The organism is Planctomycetota bacterium, from assembly GCA_016125255.1.
GTDB lineage: Bacteria > Planctomycetota > Phycisphaerae > Phycisphaerales > Zrk34 > RI-421.
This window is the reverse complement of sequence record WGMD01000009.1, coordinates 214,408-231,529: the sequence shown is the minus strand read 5'-3', so window position 1 is coordinate 231,529 and position 17,122 is coordinate 214,408. Positions and strand designations below refer to the sequence as shown.

19 protein-coding genes are annotated in these 17,122 nt (G+C 62.3%); 4 read left to right on the top strand and 15 right to left on the bottom strand.

All coding sequences use genetic code 11. The annotated features are described in order from the left end of the window. Positions 1-5: 5 nt before the first annotated feature. On the bottom strand, positions 6-959 hold the full coding sequence (rsmH, locus tag GC162_09720; GenBank protein ID MBI1368916.1) for a 16S rRNA (cytosine(1402)-N(4))-methyltransferase RsmH: 954 nt from the start codon (positions 957-959) through the stop codon (positions 6-8). 106 nt (positions 960-1,065) lie between these two features. Here rsmH and GC162_09715 point away from each other — a divergent pair, with 106 nt between their 5' ends. Both GC162_09715 and GC162_09710 read left to right on the top strand, forming a co-directional pair. Further along, positions 1,066-2,139, top strand: a complete 1,074-nt coding sequence (locus GC162_09715; GenBank protein MBI1368915.1) for a hypothetical protein — start codon at positions 1,066-1,068, stop codon at positions 2,137-2,139. A 123-nt stretch (positions 2,140-2,262) separates the two neighbouring features. Continuing rightward, complete coding sequence (locus tag GC162_09710; protein MBI1368914.1) at positions 2,263-3,120, top strand: hypothetical protein; 858 nt, start codon at positions 2,263-2,265, stop codon at positions 3,118-3,120. Between the two features lie 132 nt (positions 3,121-3,252). Here the strand turns inward: GC162_09710 and GC162_09705 are convergent, their stop codons facing one another. From GC162_09705 to lnt, 7 genes are all read right to left on the bottom strand, one after another. Next, positions 3,253-3,828, bottom strand: coding sequence for a hypothetical protein (locus GC162_09705; protein MBI1368913.1), 576 nt, complete (start codon positions 3,826-3,828; stop codon positions 3,253-3,255). After that, the gene (locus tag GC162_09700) at positions 3,825-4,712 is read right to left on the bottom strand and encodes a hypothetical protein (GenBank protein MBI1368912.1); all 888 of its coding nucleotides are present in this window, start codon (positions 4,710-4,712) and stop codon (positions 3,825-3,827) included. Before GC162_09700 ends, GC162_09705 begins: the two co-directional genes overlap by 4 nt. Before the next feature lie 98 nt (positions 4,713-4,810). Further along, positions 4,811-5,848, bottom strand: coding sequence for an MreB/Mrl family cell shape determining protein (locus GC162_09695; protein MBI1368911.1), 1,038 nt, complete (start codon positions 5,846-5,848; stop codon positions 4,811-4,813). A 188-nt stretch (positions 5,849-6,036) separates the two neighbouring features. Continuing rightward, positions 6,037-6,231: a hypothetical protein gene (locus GC162_09690; protein MBI1368910.1), complete on the bottom strand. Its 195-nt coding sequence runs from the start codon at positions 6,229-6,231 to the stop codon at positions 6,037-6,039. A 53-nt stretch (positions 6,232-6,284) separates the two neighbouring features. After that, complete coding sequence (locus GC162_09685) at positions 6,285-7,169, bottom strand: hypothetical protein (GenBank protein MBI1368909.1); 885 nt, start codon at positions 7,167-7,169, stop codon at positions 6,285-6,287. A 199-nt stretch (positions 7,170-7,368) separates the two neighbouring features. Continuing rightward, on the bottom strand, positions 7,369-8,406 hold the full coding sequence (locus tag GC162_09680) for a hypothetical protein (GenBank protein ID MBI1368908.1): 1,038 nt from the start codon (positions 8,404-8,406) through the stop codon (positions 7,369-7,371). Next, entirely contained in the window at positions 8,403-10,097 is a 1,695-nt protein-coding gene (lnt, locus tag GC162_09675) for an apolipoprotein N-acyltransferase (GenBank protein ID MBI1368907.1), read from the bottom strand. Before lnt ends, GC162_09680 begins: the two co-directional genes overlap by 4 nt. Positions 10,098-10,213: 116 nt before the next feature. Here lnt and GC162_09670 point away from each other — a divergent pair, with 116 nt between their 5' ends. Next, complete coding sequence (locus GC162_09670) at positions 10,214-10,495, top strand: nucleotide pyrophosphohydrolase (protein MBI1368906.1); 282 nt, start codon at positions 10,214-10,216, stop codon at positions 10,493-10,495. A 157-nt stretch (positions 10,496-10,652) separates the two neighbouring features. On the opposite strand, the gene GC162_09665 is transcribed toward GC162_09670, so the two are convergent. The 3 genes from GC162_09665 to GC162_09655 all read right to left on the bottom strand — a co-directional run bounded on the left by GC162_09665 (position 10,653) and on the right by GC162_09655 (position 12,763). After that, entirely contained in the window at positions 10,653-10,976 is a 324-nt protein-coding gene (locus tag GC162_09665) for a DUF2934 domain-containing protein (protein MBI1368905.1), read from the bottom strand. A gap of 203 nt (positions 10,977-11,179) precedes the next feature. Continuing rightward, entirely contained in the window at positions 11,180-11,740 is a 561-nt protein-coding gene (locus GC162_09660) for a hypothetical protein (GenBank protein ID MBI1368904.1), read from the bottom strand. A gap of 126 nt (positions 11,741-11,866) precedes the next feature. Beyond that, on the bottom strand, positions 11,867-12,763 hold the full coding sequence (locus GC162_09655; GenBank protein ID MBI1368903.1) for a hypothetical protein: 897 nt from the start codon (positions 12,761-12,763) through the stop codon (positions 11,867-11,869). A 2-nt stretch (positions 12,764-12,765) separates the two neighbouring features. Here GC162_09655 and GC162_09650 point away from each other — a divergent pair, with 2 nt between their 5' ends. Next, positions 12,766-13,260: a hypothetical protein gene (locus GC162_09650; protein MBI1368902.1), complete on the top strand. Its 495-nt coding sequence runs from the start codon at positions 12,766-12,768 to the stop codon at positions 13,258-13,260. 47 nt (positions 13,261-13,307) lie between these two features. Here GC162_09650 and GC162_09645 read toward each other — a convergent pair whose 3' ends face one another. From GC162_09645 to GC162_09630, 4 genes are all read right to left on the bottom strand, one after another. Continuing rightward, positions 13,308-13,679: a (2Fe-2S) ferredoxin domain-containing protein gene (locus GC162_09645; protein ID MBI1368901.1), complete on the bottom strand. Its 372-nt coding sequence runs from the start codon at positions 13,677-13,679 to the stop codon at positions 13,308-13,310. Next, positions 13,672-15,201, bottom strand: a complete 1,530-nt coding sequence (locus tag GC162_09640) for a sulfatase-like hydrolase/transferase (protein ID MBI1368900.1) — start codon at positions 15,199-15,201, stop codon at positions 13,672-13,674. Before GC162_09640 ends, GC162_09645 begins: the two co-directional genes overlap by 8 nt. A gap of 90 nt (positions 15,202-15,291) precedes the next feature. After that, complete coding sequence (locus GC162_09635; protein ID MBI1368899.1) at positions 15,292-15,963, bottom strand: hypothetical protein; 672 nt, start codon at positions 15,961-15,963, stop codon at positions 15,292-15,294. Between the two features lie 42 nt (positions 15,964-16,005). After that, positions 16,006-17,088, bottom strand: coding sequence for a haloacid dehalogenase-like hydrolase (locus tag GC162_09630; protein ID MBI1368898.1), 1,083 nt, complete (start codon positions 17,086-17,088; stop codon positions 16,006-16,008). Positions 17,089-17,122: the final 34 nt, after the last annotated feature.

Below are 17,122 nucleotides of genomic sequence, written 5' to 3'. Positions count from 1 at the left end.
AGCGACTATTCTATTGGCGATTCGTCCGGGGGCAACTCTCGCCATTCAATCCCGCGCAGTTTCGCGCTGCGGCTTCGACGATTCCTGGCGATCTCCGCGTCGCCGGCGATGAGCGGCTTCTTCGTCAGGCGCTCGGCTTGACCGTCCTGATGCCACTTCAAAAACGCCTGCTTGACCATGCGGTCTTCGAGCGAATGGAAGCTGATGATCGCAGCACGCCCGCCGCTCGCCAGCAATCGGGGCAGCTCTTCGAGCAGTCGCCTCAGCACGCCCAGTTCATCATTGACGGCGATGCGGAGGGCCTGAAAAGTGCGGGTCGCCGGATCGATCCGGTGTCGCCCCCTTCCGTGCCCGCCATACGCGGCGGCGCAGAGATCGGCGAGTTGCCCCGTCGTTTTTATCGGCTGGCTCTGCCGAAAAGCCACAATTTTTCGTGCGATTCTCCGCGAAAACCGCTCCTCCCCATATTCGTAGATGACGTCCGCCAGTTCCGTCTCGCTTAGACTCGCCAGCAGATCCGCCGCCGTCGTGATCAGCGACGGGTCGAGCCGCATGTCCAATGGCCCCTCCGCCGTGAAACTCAAACCGCGCGATGCATCCGCCATCTGCGTCGATGCAAACCCCAAATCCGCCAGCACCCCGTCCACCCGCGCGACGTTCAGTTCATCGAGCACCGCCCGCGCGGAGGCGAAATTCGTGCACACGCAATCGACCTGCACGCCTTCGTGACGCAGCGTGTTGCGACCATGCTCGATGTTCGTCGGGTCGACGTCGAGGCCGACGTATCGACCGCCCGGCGCTAGAAGCGGCAGGATCGCCGCCGCGTGACCGCCCCGGCCCAGCGTGCAGTCGAGCACCGTCCGCCCCGGCCTCGGCGACAGCACCGACAGCACCTGCTCCATCAAAACCGGAACATGCCCCGCTTCCGCCGCGCCTTGTGTGTGTGAAATGTCCGTCATACGCCTGTCGTGCATCCTACACCGATCCGACCGCCAAGCCCACGCGTTGGCCCGCGGGACTCCCCCCATGTTTCTACCTCCCCCATCAATCGCTATAATCCCCTGCATGATCGACCTTGCATGTCCTCAGTGCGAAAGTGAACTGGAAATCGACGATGGCTTCCGCGGCGGCGTCTGCCGATGCTTCAACTGCGGCACGCTGATGACCGTTCCCGATGACCCGGACGCCAACAGTCCCGAGTCGCTTTCCCGTCCCGATTCCCCTTCGTCCTTCGGCCCCGGATCCACCAGCCGAAAACTTAGCGTCTATCGCACCAAGACCGGCAAAACCATCGAACTGTCCGAACGACAGATCTCCGGCGTGCCCGTCGCCCGCAAAAAACGCATGGGCGTCCGCATCGGCGTCGTCAGCGTCATGATCATCATCGTGCTGTCCGTCGTCGGCGTGGTGATCTACGGGATGAGCACACTCTTCAAACCCAAGCGCGACGTCACCGCCGTCGAGGCCTGGCCCTATGACCCCGACGCCAATCCGTTCACCGAGACCCGCCCGTCGTTCATGGGCATCCCCGCCGGCAAGAAGACGATCATCATGATCGACGCATCGACCGCCATGCGCGATTATCTGGATGTCGCCAAGCAGGCGGCGCTCGCGGCGGTCTCGCACCTCGGGCCCGAACACGAGGCGCAGGTCGTCTTCTGGTCCGAGTCCGGGCCGCGCGTTTTTCCCGGTGCTTTGACCAATGGGTCGGGCCTGTCGCCCAACGCCCTGGCCGCACAGTTCGATTCAGTCGTCGCCGGCGGAGCGCTCGCCGCCCCACAGGCCTTCGCCGCCGCACTCAAGGGCAATCCCGACAAAATCATCCTCGTCGCCAAGCTCCTGCCCTCCGATGCCGAACTGGCCGTCATCGCCAATCAGGTCAAGCAGACCAACGCCGTGCTGGATGTGATCCTGCTGGACAATTCCAACGAAACGCTCAACAAGATCGCCAAGGACACCGGCGGGGAAGTCCACGAAATGCCCGCCGGTCAGATTCAGCGCTGGTACGAAAAATTCCTCCGCGCCGGTGGCCAGCCCATCACCGCCACCTCCGGCGGTCCCGCCGCCCCGGCCAAATCCGAATCCCCCAACACCCCAGCCGACGGCGACAAAAATTCCACCCCCGAAACTGCCAAATAGCTTTGCATTGCCATCATGGCGACCCGTCTGCCCTGAGCTTTTTGCCGAAGGGAGCGAAGCAAAGCGTCCGGCATGCGGCGGCTGGCGGTCGGCCCGCGGCGGCGCTTCTGAATATAATGCGGCATGAAAATCGCACGCCGATCATGGCCCGCCGCTCTGCTGCTGTTGTTGTTGCTTGTCAGTGTCGCCGCCATCGCGGACGAGCCGGCGACGCTGAGGGCCACATGGGACAAGAACACGCTGACGATTCGTGGGCCGAAGTTGCCCGGTGGCGCGATGAACGTCAACTACCTCGAAGCGTTCTGCCGGCCCGGCTCGACCAACCGCGACTGGCGCGGCACCGTCATTCCGCACAAAACACAGCTTGTCAGCGCCGCCGATGACGGCACATCGCTGGTGCTGCGCTCGACGCTCGACGACGGCGTGACCGTCGAGCATGTCATCACCGCGCACGCGGATCACATCGACTTCGCCCTGACCGCGCACAATCCGACCGACCACGCTTCGCTCGCCCACTGGGCGCAGCCCTGCGTCCGTGTCGCCGACTTCGCCGGCTGCGGCGACAAGGACACCAAAGATGCCTCCGCCTACATTCACAAATGCTTCGTCTTTCAAGGCGGACGGCTCCAGCGCATGCCCACAGAGGATTGGGCCACCAAAGCGCGCTACACCCCCGGGCAGGTATGGTGTCCGATCGGTGTGCCGCACGAGGATCTGAATCCGCGTCCGCTTAATCCCCACGCGCCCGACAACGGGCTCATTGGCTGTTTCAACGCCGACGAAACCATGATCTTCGCCATGGCGTGGGACCATTACCAGGAGCTTTTTCAGGGTGTGGCCCGCTGCGCCCACAGCGATTTCCGCATCGGCGGCCTCGCGCCTGGTGAAACCAAGAAAATCCACGGCAAAATGTACTTTCTTCCCAACGACATCCCCGCGCTCCTGAAACGCTACAACGCCGACTTCCCCGACGCCAAGTAACAAACGTTACAAGGGTCCACAGTCGTTTCGAGGATGTGACTATTTAGCTTTTAGCCTAAATGCGAAATGGAATTTTGACTTCATGCGTTTTGCCGCGTGCTGGGTTTGGCTTTGGACGATATCTGGCAGGGTTTACCAGCGGCGGGCGCGGGCGCCGGGGGGTTTGATGCTGGTGAAGCCGAAGAGCGGGGTGAGGCGGCAGAGGGGGATGGCGAGGATGAAGCCGACGAAGGCGCTGTAGAAGAGGCCGATGGCGCGGATGACCAGTTCGCTGGTGGCGGACCAGCCGGCGAGCGGTTCGTACCAGGCGCGGATGGTGAAGACCGCGACGACGATCAGTTCGACCGCCACGCCGGCAACGAGCATCATCGCGGCGACGGTCAACGGATGCTCGCGGAAGAGCATCGGGCGGACTTGCAGGAGTACATACCCGCCGACGAGATACGCCAGCGCATGCGGGCCGAGCAGGGTCAGCCCGTGATCGCCCGGGAGGGGCCAGGTCGTGGTCAGATCGATGAGGCCGCCGATGATGAGGGAGGACGCGAGGACGACGCCGGTCGGCGCGGCGAGGCCGACGAACACCGCCAAAATCAGCATGAAATGCGGCACCACCGGGCCGAATTTCGTCGGGATGCTCAGCACATCCGACACCGACACCTCGATGCCCAGAAGCAGGTATGCGAAGATGGCGAAGACCCACCACCTCATGGCGCGTCCCCCCCGGCGGGCAGACCGGCGTGGCGCGGCACGACGACCGTGACCGTGTCCATGTACCGCAGCGACCGCAGCGGCTGCACGATCACATGCTTGCGCAGAGGATCATCCGGATCCTCCATCACCTGCTCAACGCGCCCTACAAGCATGCCCTGCACCGCATCGGGCCAGCCCTCCGATCCGCCGCGGTCCATCAAGCGGGCGTAGTCGCCGACCTCCACCACGACGTCGCGCGGCACATCGTCCGCCAGAAGCGTCTGCTCGTCCTTGACGTGAAGTTGAATCAGGCGATCTCGACCGGCGGGCAACCCCTCGCGCGGCATCGTCGGCGGGGCAAGCATCACGGTCAACAGTTCATCCTTGGCGATGATCGGCTTCAAGCTGCTCGTCGCCGGGCCGACCTGCACGAGCCGCCCCACCAGATTCGCCCCGCTCACGACCGCCAGCCCGGGGTACACGCCGTCGCCGGCGCCGATGTTGATCTGAAGCGTGCCGGACGACGGATCGGCGGATCGGCCGATGACGGTCGCTTCGCGGAATCGGTAATCGTGCCCGATGCGCTGACTGAGCCCCTGCAATTCCGCGTTGGTCAGCTCCAGTTCGCGCACCTGTTTCTGCAATGCGATGACCAGCGCATCCTTGTAACGGAGTTCCTCGCTGAGCTGCTCAAGGTCGCCGAGCACGGGGCGTTCCTCCCAGCCGCGGATGTGCGCGGTCAGGGCGGTCAGCGGCATGGAGATGGGTTTGAGCAGAACAAAGGCGGCGTTGCGCAGCGGCGGGCCGTACACGCAATACGACTCGCGCAGCAACGACATGACCATCAGCGCCGCGATGATCAATGCAAAAGAGCGTCGGGCTGTGAGCGCGGGCAAGGGCATGATTTCAAGAGTGCGGCGTGAGGAGTGCGGAGTGCGGAGTAAAAAACATCAACCGTTGTCTTGAACTCCACACTCCCAACTCCACACTCCGCACTTGATCAGATTTCATCCAGATCGCTCTGAAGCTGGTTCTTCCATTCCTCGATGTTTTCGAGGTAGATGCTCGTGCCGCGGGCGACGCAGGTGAGCGGGTCCTCGGCGATGCGGGTTTCGAGGCCGGTCGCGTTGGAGAGAATCGTGTCGATGCCGCGGAGCAGCGCGCCGCCGCCGGCGAGGGTGATGCCGTTATCGACAAGGTCGGCGGCGAGTTCGGGCTCAGCGCGTTCGAGGGTGCGCGTCACGGTGTTGATGATGGAGGAGAGCGGTTCCTGAAGGCACTCGCGGATTTCCTCGCTGGTGACGACGGTTTTGCGGGGCAGCCCGCTGATCATGTCCCGGCCGCGCACTTCCATCGTGCGCTCCTGCTCGAGCGGCGCGGCCGAGCCGATCTCGATCTTGATGCGTTCGGCGGTCTGCTCGCCGATCATCAGGTTGTAGGTCTTTTTCATGTGATTGATGATCGCCTCGTCCAGATCGTCGCCGGCGACGCGCACGGAGGTGCACTCGGCGATGTCGGCGAGGGACATGATGGCGACTTCGGTCGTGCCGCCGCCGATGTCGACGATCATCGACGCGGTGGCCTCGGCGACGGGGAGCCCGGCGCCGATGGCGGCGGCCATGGGCTCCTCGACGAGGAAGACGCGGCGCGCCCCGGCCCGCTCGGCGGAGTCGAGGACAGCGCGTTTTTCGACGGCGGTGATGCCCGAGGGAATCGAGATGACGACGCGCGGGCCGACGAAGCGCGTGCGGCCCTGCACTTTGCGGATGAAGTAGGCAAGCATCGCTTCGGTGATTTCAAAGTCGCTGATGACGCCGTCTTTAAGGGGGCGAATTGCCGTGATGCTTCCGGGGGTCTTGCCGAGCATTTCCTTGGCGACCCAGCCGACGGCATTGCCGCCCTGAAGGACCTTGTTGGTGCCCTTCTGCACGGCGACGACGGAGGGCTCGTTGAGCACGATGCCCTCGCCGCGCACGCACACGAGCGTGTTGCACGTTCCGAGGTCGATGCCCATATCGACGCTGAACCAGCCTAACAGGGAGTCGAGTATCATTCGCGTCTCAATTGATCGCTGCGCGTAGGGAAACCGCCGTTGAGGTCATCATCGGCAAATCGCGTCCGGGCATCTTAACGGGAAGGTCACACGACGCAAATTGACGGGGAGGGAGTGGCAATGCGTTCGACCATCCATGGTCAGGCCGCACCAGCAAGCGTCGCGGCGGAGGTTTACGGCTTCTCGAGGACGAAGAAGGGATTGGCCCCGTTGTTGGGCTGCTGCCCCTTGGTCACTTCCACGTTCTTCCACCAGGTCACGCCCACCGCGACCGACAGCGCCACGAATGCAATGAACATCAGCACCGTGTAAACATTGCTGACGGGCTTTCGGTTGATCGGGGCTTGTCCGGCGTTCATCTGAGTCATCAGAAATATCCAGGTTTCTAGTTTCTAGTTTCTGGTTTCCAGTTCCGGGGGGTTCAGATGCCGCCGGCGAGGACTTCGTTGTTGGCCTGAATGTCGCCGCGCTTGAGGGTGACGCGACCGGCGGCGGAGTTGAGGTCCACCTGCGTGATGATCAGGTTGGCGAGGAAAGTGTCGCCCTTGTAGACCATGAACTTCATGCCTTCGGTGACCTTGTCGTTGAGGCCGACGTTGATGGCGACGAACTGATCATCGCCGATCTGGCGGACATCGGTGACGAGGCCGTGGATCGGGACATTGGGGTTGGTGCCGGGGTTCTTGATGATATCCAGCGGGCTGGTGCCCGATTTGGCGGGCATCGAGGTCTGAATGGCGTCAACCTTGGCGACGAGCTTCTCGTTCTGGCCGGCCAGATCGGTCTGCTGTTCCTTGAGGAGCTTGACCTGGCGGACAAGGGTGTCGACCTGCGTGGTGCGGTCGCGGAGATTGTCGGACAGTTCGATGTTGCGGGTCTGCAGGCGGAGCATCGCTTCGCGACGATCCTTGATTTCGTCCTGAAGCATGCCGTTGATCTGCGTCGCCTGATCGAGACCGGTGCTCAACCGGGCAAGCTGGCCGCGGACGTCGGCGTTGGCGTTTTCGAGGGTGATGATGTTGGCCTGAAGGTTCTGCAGGTTCGTGTCGCGGCTGTTGATCTCGGCCTGAAGGCGGGCGACTTCGTTCTTGTGGTTCTCGATTTCGGTGTTCTTGGCGGTGAGCAGCGCAGCCAGATCGTTCTCACGATTGGCGGCGTTGTACTTCTGCACTTCAAGCTGCGATTGGACGTCGAGCCACTTGGTCTTGTACGTGTCGGTGTTGACCACGAAGGGCACGATCAGCGCCGCCAGCAGCACCGAAAGAACCATGACCAGCACGACGAAGATTTTGGTGAAGATGCTCAAGAGTGCCTCCAGCTAGCCCAACTTTGACGATTCACGAACGGGCGAGAACCCTCAGGCCGCCCAAACGCGGCGGACCGGCTCGAAATGGCAGGTCCAGCATGGACATATCTACCGTAACGCTAGTAGCTTGTCAAACCCCCGGCGAAGATTTTTTACCCCGGTTGGCCGGCTGGTTTGACGCCGCGCGATCGTCGTAACCTCAGCTTTTGGCCATCGCAACGCTTCTTCGCAGGACGGCGGCGGCGGCGCTGACGCGCACCAGCGGATTCGGATCATCCATCAGCACACGAAGATATGCGAACGTCCGCTCATCCTTGAAATACCCGAGCATGACGGCGGCCTGCCCCCGGACGACGGGGTTTTCGTGCCCGGAGGCGTCCAGGAGCGTGTCCATGCCCTTGAGGTTGCCAAGCTTGGCCAAAGCCCCGGCGGCGGCGAGGCGAAGCTCAACCGGGGCATTGGTCAGGAATTGTTCCATCCCCACTTCCATCTTCCGATCCCCCACTTCGCCCATGGCCAGAATCGACACGACGCGCACTTCATCAAACTGGCTGAACGCGCCGGCGCGCAGGGCATCGAGCACGCTGTCGTCGCCGAGCTTGGCGATCGCCTCGGCGATCTGAATGCGGACGACGGCGACCTGCGGGGCGGCGGCGCGCGGCATCGGTTCGTTGGCGGCTTTCTTGAGCATGGGGATCGCGCTCTTGTCGCCGAGCAGGCCCAGAAGCTGCGCCACGTTCGCCCGAACCGCCGGATCGCGACCGGCCAGATAGTCGGCCAGCGGCGTCAGGTCGATCTCCTCGCCAAGCGAGTAGAGCGAGTAGATCGCCGCGGCGCGGACGGAGGGATTGGCGTCTTTGAGCAGCGGCTTGATGGCGGGGGCCAGACTCTTGAACTTGAGCACGCCGGCGGTGACGACGGCGACGTATCGCACCGCCGGATTTTCATCGGCCAATCCCTTGGTCGCCAGCGGCAAGGCGCGATCGGGCATGATCTGCATAGCTTCTAGCGCATTGGCGCGCAGCAGCGGCAACTCGTCGGATGCCGCGCTGAGCAGAATGTCCAGCGATTCGTTCTGCACTTCGCGCAGCGTTTTAGCCGGCAGATTGCGGACTTTTTCCGAGGGGCGGATCGGCGGCTTCTCGACCGGCTCGGCGCCGATCGCGCCGAACGTCATCGCCGTCATCAGCATCGCCGCCTGTACGAACATCCATGTTCCGAGTGCATGCGTCTTCATGTATGGCCCTTCCGCCAGAAAAATTGCGCCAGTCCGAGTACCGCCATGATAGCCGTTCCGACGAAGCAGACGACGCCGACCGTGTCGCCCACAACCGAATAGATCGTCGTGCGGCTGTCGAGAGTCAGGTCGTGCGTGGCGTACCCGGCGACCTGTTGCGTGCGTCCGTCGACGATGACGCGGGCGATGATGCGGCCGCACGAGTCGATGAAACTGCTCACGCCGGTGTTCACGGAGCGCGCTTCGGACACGCGATTCTCGACGCAGCGGAAGCGCGCGATCTGCTCGTGCTGCGGGCACTGGGCGGTGCCGGCGAACCAACCGTCGTTGGTCAGATTCACCAGAAGGTCCACGCGTTTCGCCCCCCCCCCGCCGTACACCATTTCCCGAGGGACATCGCTGATGACATCCTCAAAACAGATCGGCGTGGAGATGCCCCACGCGCGCCCGTCGGCGGCTTTGACATGGAAGACCGTCGCTTCGGTGCCGGCGCGAAGCGTGTAGTCGGTCTGATACGGCGTGAGCCGAAGCAGCAGGTCCTTGAGCGGCGGAATGCTCTCGACCCAGGGGATGTACTCCCCGAACGGCACACGATGAATTTTGTCATACCGGCCAGCGATACGGCCCGGCGGCTCGATCAGGTACGCGGAGTTGTAGCGGCGATGCGGCCGAAACACCGGCGTCGCCGGGTTGTACGGGGGCCAATCGTCCATCCCGTGCGCCCCCACCATCAGCGGCACGCCCGTCCGCGCGACCCAAGCCAATAGCTCATCGTGATACACCGCCATCGGCGGATTGAGCCGGCGAAACAGATCGACCGACTCGTCATTGATCGCCCGCGGCACCATCGTCTCGGGCCAGACGATCAGGTCCGGCTTATCCGCCAGCGCCTGATCGCTCATCTGAAGCATCGACTGAAAATTCGCCCAGTCCTGCTCGTCGGTCGGCGATTCCTTGTTGCTCTGCGGTATGTTCGTCTGCACGACGGTGACGCGGATCGTATGACCCACATCGATCGGCTGATTCATCCGCCATTGTCCGTACACGAGCGTGACCGCCATCGCCAGCGTCCAGAACGGCAGACTGAATCGCAACGGCGCACCCCATTGTTTGCCATGTGCTTCAAAGAGCGGACGCGTGAGCAGGTCGGCGAGAAGCCCGCTGGTCATGGCGGTGAGGAAACTCACACCGTAGGCGCCGATCGTGTCGGCGATCTGGATCATGATCGTCGGCTGCGAGTGCCCGAGTTCGAACCACGGGAACCCGGAGAGGAACACGCCGCGCATGTATTCAAGACCGACCCAGACGACGGGCACGACCAGCGCAAGGGGCCAGCGGCGGCGACTGGCGATGGAGCGCACGATGAGCACGAAGGCGACGAAGTACAGCGCCTTGTAGGCGGAAAGGCACGCGTATCCCGGCGCCGTGACGGGGATCATCCATGCGATGGCGACGAGCCACCAGACGAAGCCGGTCAGATACGTGATGAGGATCAGCGATCGCGTCCGGCGGGCGCGGAGCGCGGCGAGCGTGAGCGGCACGAGCGAGACATGCGCGAGGGGCCAGACGTCGGGTCGCGGAAACGAAAGCCAGAGCAGCCCCGCCGTCAGCGCCGCGAGGATCGCCACGCCCGGCCATGCGGTCGTGTGCCATCGCGGATGTTCATAGGCGCGGGATTGCATGGGCAGCATCTTAACGGAAGTGATGATATGGTGAAGTGGTGATTTTGCCTTTACATCACCACTTCGCCACTTCGCAATATCACCATATCAATGCACGCCGCGAGCGGCGTCGCTAAACTGGGCGCATGGATACACCCCTGACACTGGCGGCGTTTCAAAAGCACATCTACGACCGGTATTACGCCACCGACAGCGCCCGCGGCGCGGCGGCGACGTTCGTCTGGTTCATCGAGGAAGTCGGCGAGCTGGCAACCGCGCTGCACGGCAAGGACGATGACAATCTCGCGGAGGAATTCGCCGATGTGCTGGCGTGGCTCTGCACGCTGGCGAATATCAAGGGCGTCGACCTCGAAGCGGCGGTGCGCGGCAAATACCTGACCGGCGGCGGGCCGGTGGGACATAAATAAGTGGCGATGTGGTGATGTGGCGAAGTGGTGATGACGTGAACCAGTCTTTACATCACTACTTCACCATATCGCCACTTCACCATTTCAAACCACGCCGCAAGCGGCATCGCTCATCGGGGCGACGTTCGCGCGGGGCGATGACGTTAACGCGGGTCGATTACTTGTTGGCTTCAGCCAGGAGCTGAGCTTCGGCGGTGCGCCAGTTGTAATCGTCCTGACCCTGCGGACATCCGTTGGCGAGCCAGATTTCGTAGGCGCGCGCGGCGATCTGGTCGTGCGTAACGGTGATGACGGGGGTCAGGGCGGATTTGGCGGTCTTGCGGCCGCGGGGCGCGGCGGGCTTCTTGGCGGTCTTGGACATGGTGGAACCCTTGGAAGATTCGGACTTGGCTTTCACAGGCGTCGCAGTGCCCGTGGTGTTCTTTTTCTTGGAGGTCTTGGCGGACTTGGTGGTCTTCTTGGTGGTCTTCTTCTTGGCCATGGCTTGCTTCCTTACAGCCTCGGTTTCTATTTTTTCAGTGAACCCGGCGAACGCCGATGCAGCGTGATCGCCCCCAACCTTTTTCAACGGCATCCGTCCCGTCAAACCCATTCCTGACGAGCGCCATTATACCCGGTCCGCCCCGCAACGTCCGCATCGTTATCCATGAATTGTCTGTGAAACTCGATCCACGACGAAATGCATCAGCGGCGATAGATGCCTCGTTGCTCCTGCTCGGCCATACCCATGTACATGAAGATCGCCGAAACGAACGAAAGCAACGAAATCGGCCAGCAAACGAGCATGATGATCGCCATCGCGTGAGAATTGTCCCGACCCAGCATCGGCACATCCATCCCCGTCAGAATCCCCACCGCCCACATCCCCGGCGCCATCAAAGCCAGACCGATCCCCACAAGCACCGGGATCGCCAACTTGCGCAGCGACGCGGGCCGCGGCTTGCCCCGCCGGCCCTGCTTCTTCTTGTCCGTTTTGCGCTTGGGCGTATTCAAAAACGCCGGACTCGACAGCGGATTATCATAATCCACCTCGTCATCCGTCATCACCACCGGCTCGAGCAATTCGTCATCCACAGCCCCCGCAGGCGTCAAAACCTGCTTCGACGGTGGCGCACTGACCGCTTCCTCTTCTTCCACATCGAAGAGCGGTTCCGCGACGGAGTCCTCGTCGATCCGGTTTTCCGGACCGCTGCTCAGACCCTCTAACGCATCTGCCAGAAAATCCTGCGGACCAGAAGTGCCCATACACGCTCCAACGGCATCTTACATCGTCAAACGGGCCAATGCAAAGATTTTTCCGCTCACCACCGACCTGACCCCCGGAATCCCGCCCCCGGCCTTCCCCGATCCCCAACCCCCGATCCCCGCCTCTCAGTGCATCATCCGCACATTTTCACGTGTAAACGCCTGTGCCGCCCGCGCCGCCTGCGAAAGTTCGCGGTCCGTGCCCTCCGCGTATTTGCTTAGTGTCCCGTGAATCGCCCGCACGTTGGCGCTTCCGTCCGTCGTCCATTGCGAGATGCCCATCACCAGCAGCGCCTCGATCCGGAACCCCTTGTCCTTGTCCATATCGGCGATTCGCACCAGATCCCCCACACTGGCGCCGAGCGTATGGATCGTCTTCATCTTTTGGTCCCACGACCGGGTGATCGGATCGATCTTGGCGACCCATTCCGCCATCGCCGCCGTCTTCGGATCGTTTTCGCCGTATTGCCGCGCGTAGGTGATGGCGACGTTCTGCATCATGCCCAGCCCGGTGAGCCGCGGCGAGATGCGATTGTTGTTGGCGAACAGACGATGACCAAAGGTCCATACCGCCAGCATCGCCTCCTTGCCGTCCGCCTCCGGTTGCTTCTCCGCATACCGCAACGTCAGCGTCGCAAGATGCAGCGGCGCGTTCTTGTACTGCGGCACCGTGCCCGGCTCCATCGGCACGTACGCATCGGCGAACCCGTCAGCGACCTGCCCTTTGTGCCCCGCCACGATGACCATCTTCACCGCCCTGGCCGCCAGCGCCGCATCCGGCCGATCGCCCTTCAGTTCATCGTAATGCTCGATGTAGAAGTCGATCGCCTTCTTATATGTCGCTCCCGCATCGCCTTCCCCACCGGGATTCGTCACGGTCGGCAGCGTCGTCGGCAACGTCGTCCCGGCGAGCTTTTCATCGCTCGACCCGTCCGTCGCCTGGTCCATCCCGCCCCAGAACGCCGCAATCACGCCCACGACAATCAACAGCGTGATGACCGATAAGATCAGATGCTTATTCATGTATGCTCCATGTACCCGGCCCCGCCGCGGTACAGGCCCGGAGTGTAACGAATATTCCCCGATCGGTCACGCCGATCAGGCAAAAGTTTCGGTCTGTAACGGCCGATGATTCATCCATCGAGGCGAGGCGCCTTGCGACGTTGTCCCCACACATTCCGTACAGGAGACGCACACGGATGGTTCATCACATCAACGACGGCACCGTGGAATTCGCATACTTCCGGCCCGGCGCCCGCTCCGTGCACATCGCCGGCGACTTCAACGCCTGGCAGACCGACCGCTACGCCCTGAAGCGCGACGAGCGCGGCTGGTGGCACATCCGTCTGGCCCTCACCCCCGGCAAACACCGCTTCAAGTATGTCGTCGACGGCTCCATCTGGGAAGCCGACTACGCCAGCTACGGCGTCGAAAACGACAAACACGGCGGATGGAACAGCGTGATCTGGGTCGACACCCCCGCCGCCGACGAAACATCCGACCTCCGCCGCGCCGCCTGATTCACACACCCACCACCGTTTAGCGACGCCGCTTGCGGCGGGCTTTCCTAAAGTTCGCGCTGCGCAATCAGATACTCCTCAACCACCTTCCCCCCGATCAGATGCTCCTGAATGATCCGCTCCAGCACCGGCGGGTCGCACGCCCGGTACCACGTGCCTTCCGGATACACCACCGCGATCGGCCCCCCTTCGCAAATCCGCAGACAATTCGTCTTGCTCCGGTAAATCCCCCCCTTTTCGCTCAACCCCAATTCCTTGAGCCGCCGCTTCAGATAGTCCCACGCCTCCAGCCCTCGCTCCTTCGCGCAGCACTTGGGCTTGGTCTGATCGCAACACAGAAAAATATGACGCCGCGCCGCATGCACCCCCATCGCCTCCGCAATGACCCGCTGCGACTCGATCGATCCGGTTTCACTCATGGTTCCTTGAATCCTCATCAAGACTGCGCATCGGAAAATCGGCCGATGGCGTGTGTTGTTGCCGCATGATGGTATGCATCTGCGCCGTGATGTCCGGCCGCTGTTGGGCCAGGTCGTGCGTCTCCCCCGGATCGTTCGCCAGATCATACAACTGCATGGGCTTGAGCCCGAAATCCAGATGCGTCCGAATCCCCTTCCATTGCCCCATCCACAGCGCCGCCTGTCCGCCGAAGCCGGAGGTCTCGCGGTAGAGCCAAGGCCGCGGCTCCTGTTTTTCACCCATCAATATTGGGAACAAATCAATGCCGTCGGTAATCATGTGGCCATCATCTTTCAACGGCCCATCGACCTTCGGTCGACTTGCCAAGGTGATTCTCAAATCTTCAAACCCGCTCAATTTGTCGCAGACCATACCCGCACGAATGTGCCCCGGCCAACGGATGACTAGGGGTACGCGAATGCCGCCCTCATAGAGCGACCCTTTGCGTCCGCGCAGCCCGCCGGTCGAATTAAAGAATTCACAATCCGATCCGCCAAGATTGTCGTACATCGGGCCGTTAGCGCTCGTGAACAGAATGATCGTTTTTTCAGTAAGCCCCAGGTCTTCGACCTGCGCCACGATTCGACCAACATTTTCGTCCATCAGCGTGACCATTGCGGCATAAGCGGCATGTGGCGTTCGCTGCGGCGCGAACGCGCCGCCCGTGTAGGGCTTTTCGGGAAATTTGCCTTCATACTCCTTGATCGCCGCATCCGGCGCCGCCAGAGGCAGCGACGGCAACTTCATCGGATAGTAAAGACAGAAACGCTGATCGTGCATGACGCGGATGAGCGCCAGAGCCATGCCGTTGATCCACTCCGGGGCGTACACATCCCCCTTGTATCGCGCATAGGAGCGCGGATCGTTCGGATCGACATCATCCGGTAGTCTTCCGATGTATTGCGGCTCAAGAGCATTGATACGGATGACCTGTCCATTGAGTTGCAGATCGTGCGGATAATACGTCCTTGCCTCGCGTGTTGAATAATACACCGCCGTGCGGCTGAAACTCGGCACAATGGATGCATCCCGCGCATTGGTCCGCATCAACATGGGGACGCCGCAAGCCATACATGCAAATCCGCGCTCGCGCAAGTTGTACATCATGTCGGCATCATTAAGCCCCGCATGATCCTCCGCCACGCCAGCCCCCGGCTCTCGAACTTCGTCGCGGATATTCGTATGTCCTGGATGTTCGCCCGTCAGCAGGACGTACTGCGAAAGCATATTGGTCGGCCCGCCGGCATAATGCCGCGTGAACCGAATCCCTTCCGCCGCCAACTTGTCGATATTCGGTGTGCGAATTTTCGTCTGGCCATAACACCCCAGGTCTCCATACCCGAGGTCGGAAGCGATAATGATAATGATGTTGGGCGGATACGCCGGCCGTTCGCCTGTGGCGAGCGGTGCCACGACGAGGAGACAGACCCACACCCCCATCCAACTCACCCGCCGTCGCATGACGCAGGCGGTCGCGCCCATCCGCTTGGCCCCCGTGGTGTGTCCGCTTCGCTGACGTTGACGCCCAGCAAGACACGATAGCCCGCGCCGCCCCAGCGGACCACCGCCGCGCTACTGCCCCGCCTGCTCGCCCTTGAATGTTTCGTCATTGAACCGGGCGATCATTGTCGGATGTTTGTCAACAAGGTTGACGACCGTTTCGCGCGTCGCCTGCGTGTCGATGACGGTCAGCTTGGCAAGATGCTCGAGGCGATCGAGCCGGGCGATGCTCGTATCCGTGACATGCGGCTCGAACGCCACGGTCAATTCCGTCATCTGCGGCAAACCCTCGATGAGATTCGTCAGACGGTAGTCATCAAGCCCCGTGTCGAATAGATGCACGCTCGTGAGCTTGGGCAGTTTCTTGAGATAGTTGACGCCCGACTGCGTCAGCTTCGCGTCGCGCACGCACAGGTAGCGCAGCGAGGGAATCTTACCGAGGTAGGCGATGTCCCAGTCGGTGGTGCCGTCCTTGATGAGCGTGACGGAATCGACGTTCATCAGCTCGTGCACGAGGGACATGGCTTCGCGCGTCGTCGGGTTGTCGGACAGGTGCAGCGTCACCGCCACGCCCGGGTCCTCCCAGAAGACGGACCCGCCCAGTTCGGTGATGCGTGCGGCGGCGGCGTCATGGCGGGCTTTGCGAACCTCGTACTGCTCATAAGCCGTCATCGGCTTTGAACAGCCGGTCAGCACGCTGAGCGTCACAAGCACCGCGACAGACAAAATTTGGCGTTGATTCATGAACATCAGTATGCCGCAGGGCCCGACATTGAGCAACACGACTTAAGGCCCGGCGAGCTGCGCGGGCGCGACAATGATCCAGCCCCGCTGATTCAGCGCCGGGTCGTGATCCGTGTCGTTAACGCCCAGTTCGGCGGGCGAGGCGGTCATCCGCTCCCGCGTGATCGTCGTGTATTTGGGTTTGCGATCGACCCACAGGCGCACCGCCCCCGCCGCCGCGTCGGCGTAAAACAACATGGCGTGATCGCTCAGCGAGTCCCCGGCGACGAGCATCGGTCGCCGCACCGGATCGATGTACATCTGGATCGCGATGCGCTTGCCGGTGTGCCAGGTGGCGGGCGTGATCAGCGACGGCGTCAGTTCGAGCGCCATATGTTTCGCCGGCGTGAAGTCCGCATCGTACAACGCCCCCCGGGCGATCCGCTGTCGCGCCGTCGTGACGGCTCCCGTGTCCCGATCGCGCAGCAGCATCGTCACGCCGATGACATTCGCCGGCTCGACATTCAGCCCGTACCGCGCATCGCTGACGACCATGCGCACCAGCTCCTCCAGTGATGCCGTCACGACGTACACGCGCAGACCGTGCTTTTGCAGCGTGTTCACAAGCTGACGCTGCTGCTCGAAAACACGCGGCGGATCGACGGTTTCGTCCACGAAGCTTCGCTTGGGTGCTGACCAGACCCGCACGGGAATCGGCTCATGCGTGCTCATCAGCTCGTCGACCTGCTGCTTGAGTTCGCCCAGCGTGAGCCCGCTGAACGCCTGCGCGATCCAGAGGTAGCTGATGCGGTAGTCGATGGCGTCGAGGCGGTTGTAGTACGAGTAAAGCCCCTCGCCTTCGAGGAACGGAATCGGTTTGAGCGCGGCGGGCAGCTTATCGCGGCTCAGCAGCCCGCGATGCTCCATGAACGCCAGCAGCGATTCTTCCAGGTCGGAGTGCCAGAGCGTGTTGTCCGCGTCGAACACCGCGTAGGGATGATCCGTGCGGGCTTCGCATGCATGCATCATCGCCGCAAGCTGCTCGCGCGGCGCCTGCGGCCAGCCGGGCAGCGCGACGTCGTCCGCGGCGAATGTGACCGACGTCGTCAACATCAATAGCGACAGGCAAACAGCGCGCGACAACATGCATCACCTCAAAGAGGAATTCGGCGGGTTGTGC

Excerpts from the sequence above, each read along its gene's own strand:
- rsmH (MBI1368916.1), bottom strand. The coding sequence starts at position 959 with ATGACGGACATTTCACACACACAAGGCGCGGCGGAAGCGGGGCATGTT.
- GC162_09715 (MBI1368915.1), top strand. The coding sequence starts at position 1,066 with ATGATCGACCTTGCATGTCCTCAGTGCGAAAGTGAACTGGAAATCGAC.
- GC162_09710 (MBI1368914.1), top strand. The coding sequence starts at position 2,263 with ATGAAAATCGCACGCCGATCATGGCCCGCCGCTCTGCTGCTGTTGTTG.
- GC162_09705 (MBI1368913.1), bottom strand. The coding sequence starts at position 3,828 with ATGAGGTGGTGGGTCTTCGCCATCTTCGCATACCTGCTTCTGGGCATC.
- GC162_09700 (MBI1368912.1), bottom strand. The coding sequence starts at position 4,712 with ATGCCCTTGCCCGCGCTCACAGCCCGACGCTCTTTTGCATTGATCATC.
- GC162_09690 (MBI1368910.1), bottom strand. The coding sequence starts at position 6,231 with ATGACTCAGATGAACGCCGGACAAGCCCCGATCAACCGAAAGCCCGTC.
- GC162_09680 (MBI1368908.1), bottom strand. The coding sequence starts at position 8,406 with ATGAAGACGCATGCACTCGGAACATGGATGTTCGTACAGGCGGCGATG.
- lnt (MBI1368907.1), bottom strand. The coding sequence starts at position 10,097 with ATGCTGCCCATGCAATCCCGCGCCTATGAACATCCGCGATGGCACACG.
- GC162_09670 (MBI1368906.1), top strand. The coding sequence starts at position 10,214 with ATGGATACACCCCTGACACTGGCGGCGTTTCAAAAGCACATCTACGAC.
- GC162_09665 (MBI1368905.1), bottom strand. The coding sequence starts at position 10,976 with ATGGCCAAGAAGAAGACCACCAAGAAGACCACCAAGTCCGCCAAGACC.
- GC162_09660 (MBI1368904.1), bottom strand. The coding sequence starts at position 11,740 with ATGGGCACTTCTGGTCCGCAGGATTTTCTGGCAGATGCGTTAGAGGGT.
- GC162_09655 (MBI1368903.1), bottom strand. The coding sequence starts at position 12,763 with ATGAATAAGCATCTGATCTTATCGGTCATCACGCTGTTGATTGTCGTG.
- GC162_09650 (MBI1368902.1), top strand. The coding sequence starts at position 12,766 with ATGCTCCATGTACCCGGCCCCGCCGCGGTACAGGCCCGGAGTGTAACG.
- GC162_09645 (MBI1368901.1), bottom strand. The coding sequence starts at position 13,679 with ATGAGTGAAACCGGATCGATCGAGTCGCAGCGGGTCATTGCGGAGGCG.
- GC162_09640 (MBI1368900.1), bottom strand. The coding sequence starts at position 15,201 with ATGGGCGCGACCGCCTGCGTCATGCGACGGCGGGTGAGTTGGATGGGG.
- GC162_09635 (MBI1368899.1), bottom strand. The coding sequence starts at position 15,963 with ATGAATCAACGCCAAATTTTGTCTGTCGCGGTGCTTGTGACGCTCAGC.
- GC162_09630 (MBI1368898.1), bottom strand. The coding sequence starts at position 17,088 with ATGTTGTCGCGCGCTGTTTGCCTGTCGCTATTGATGTTGACGACGTCG.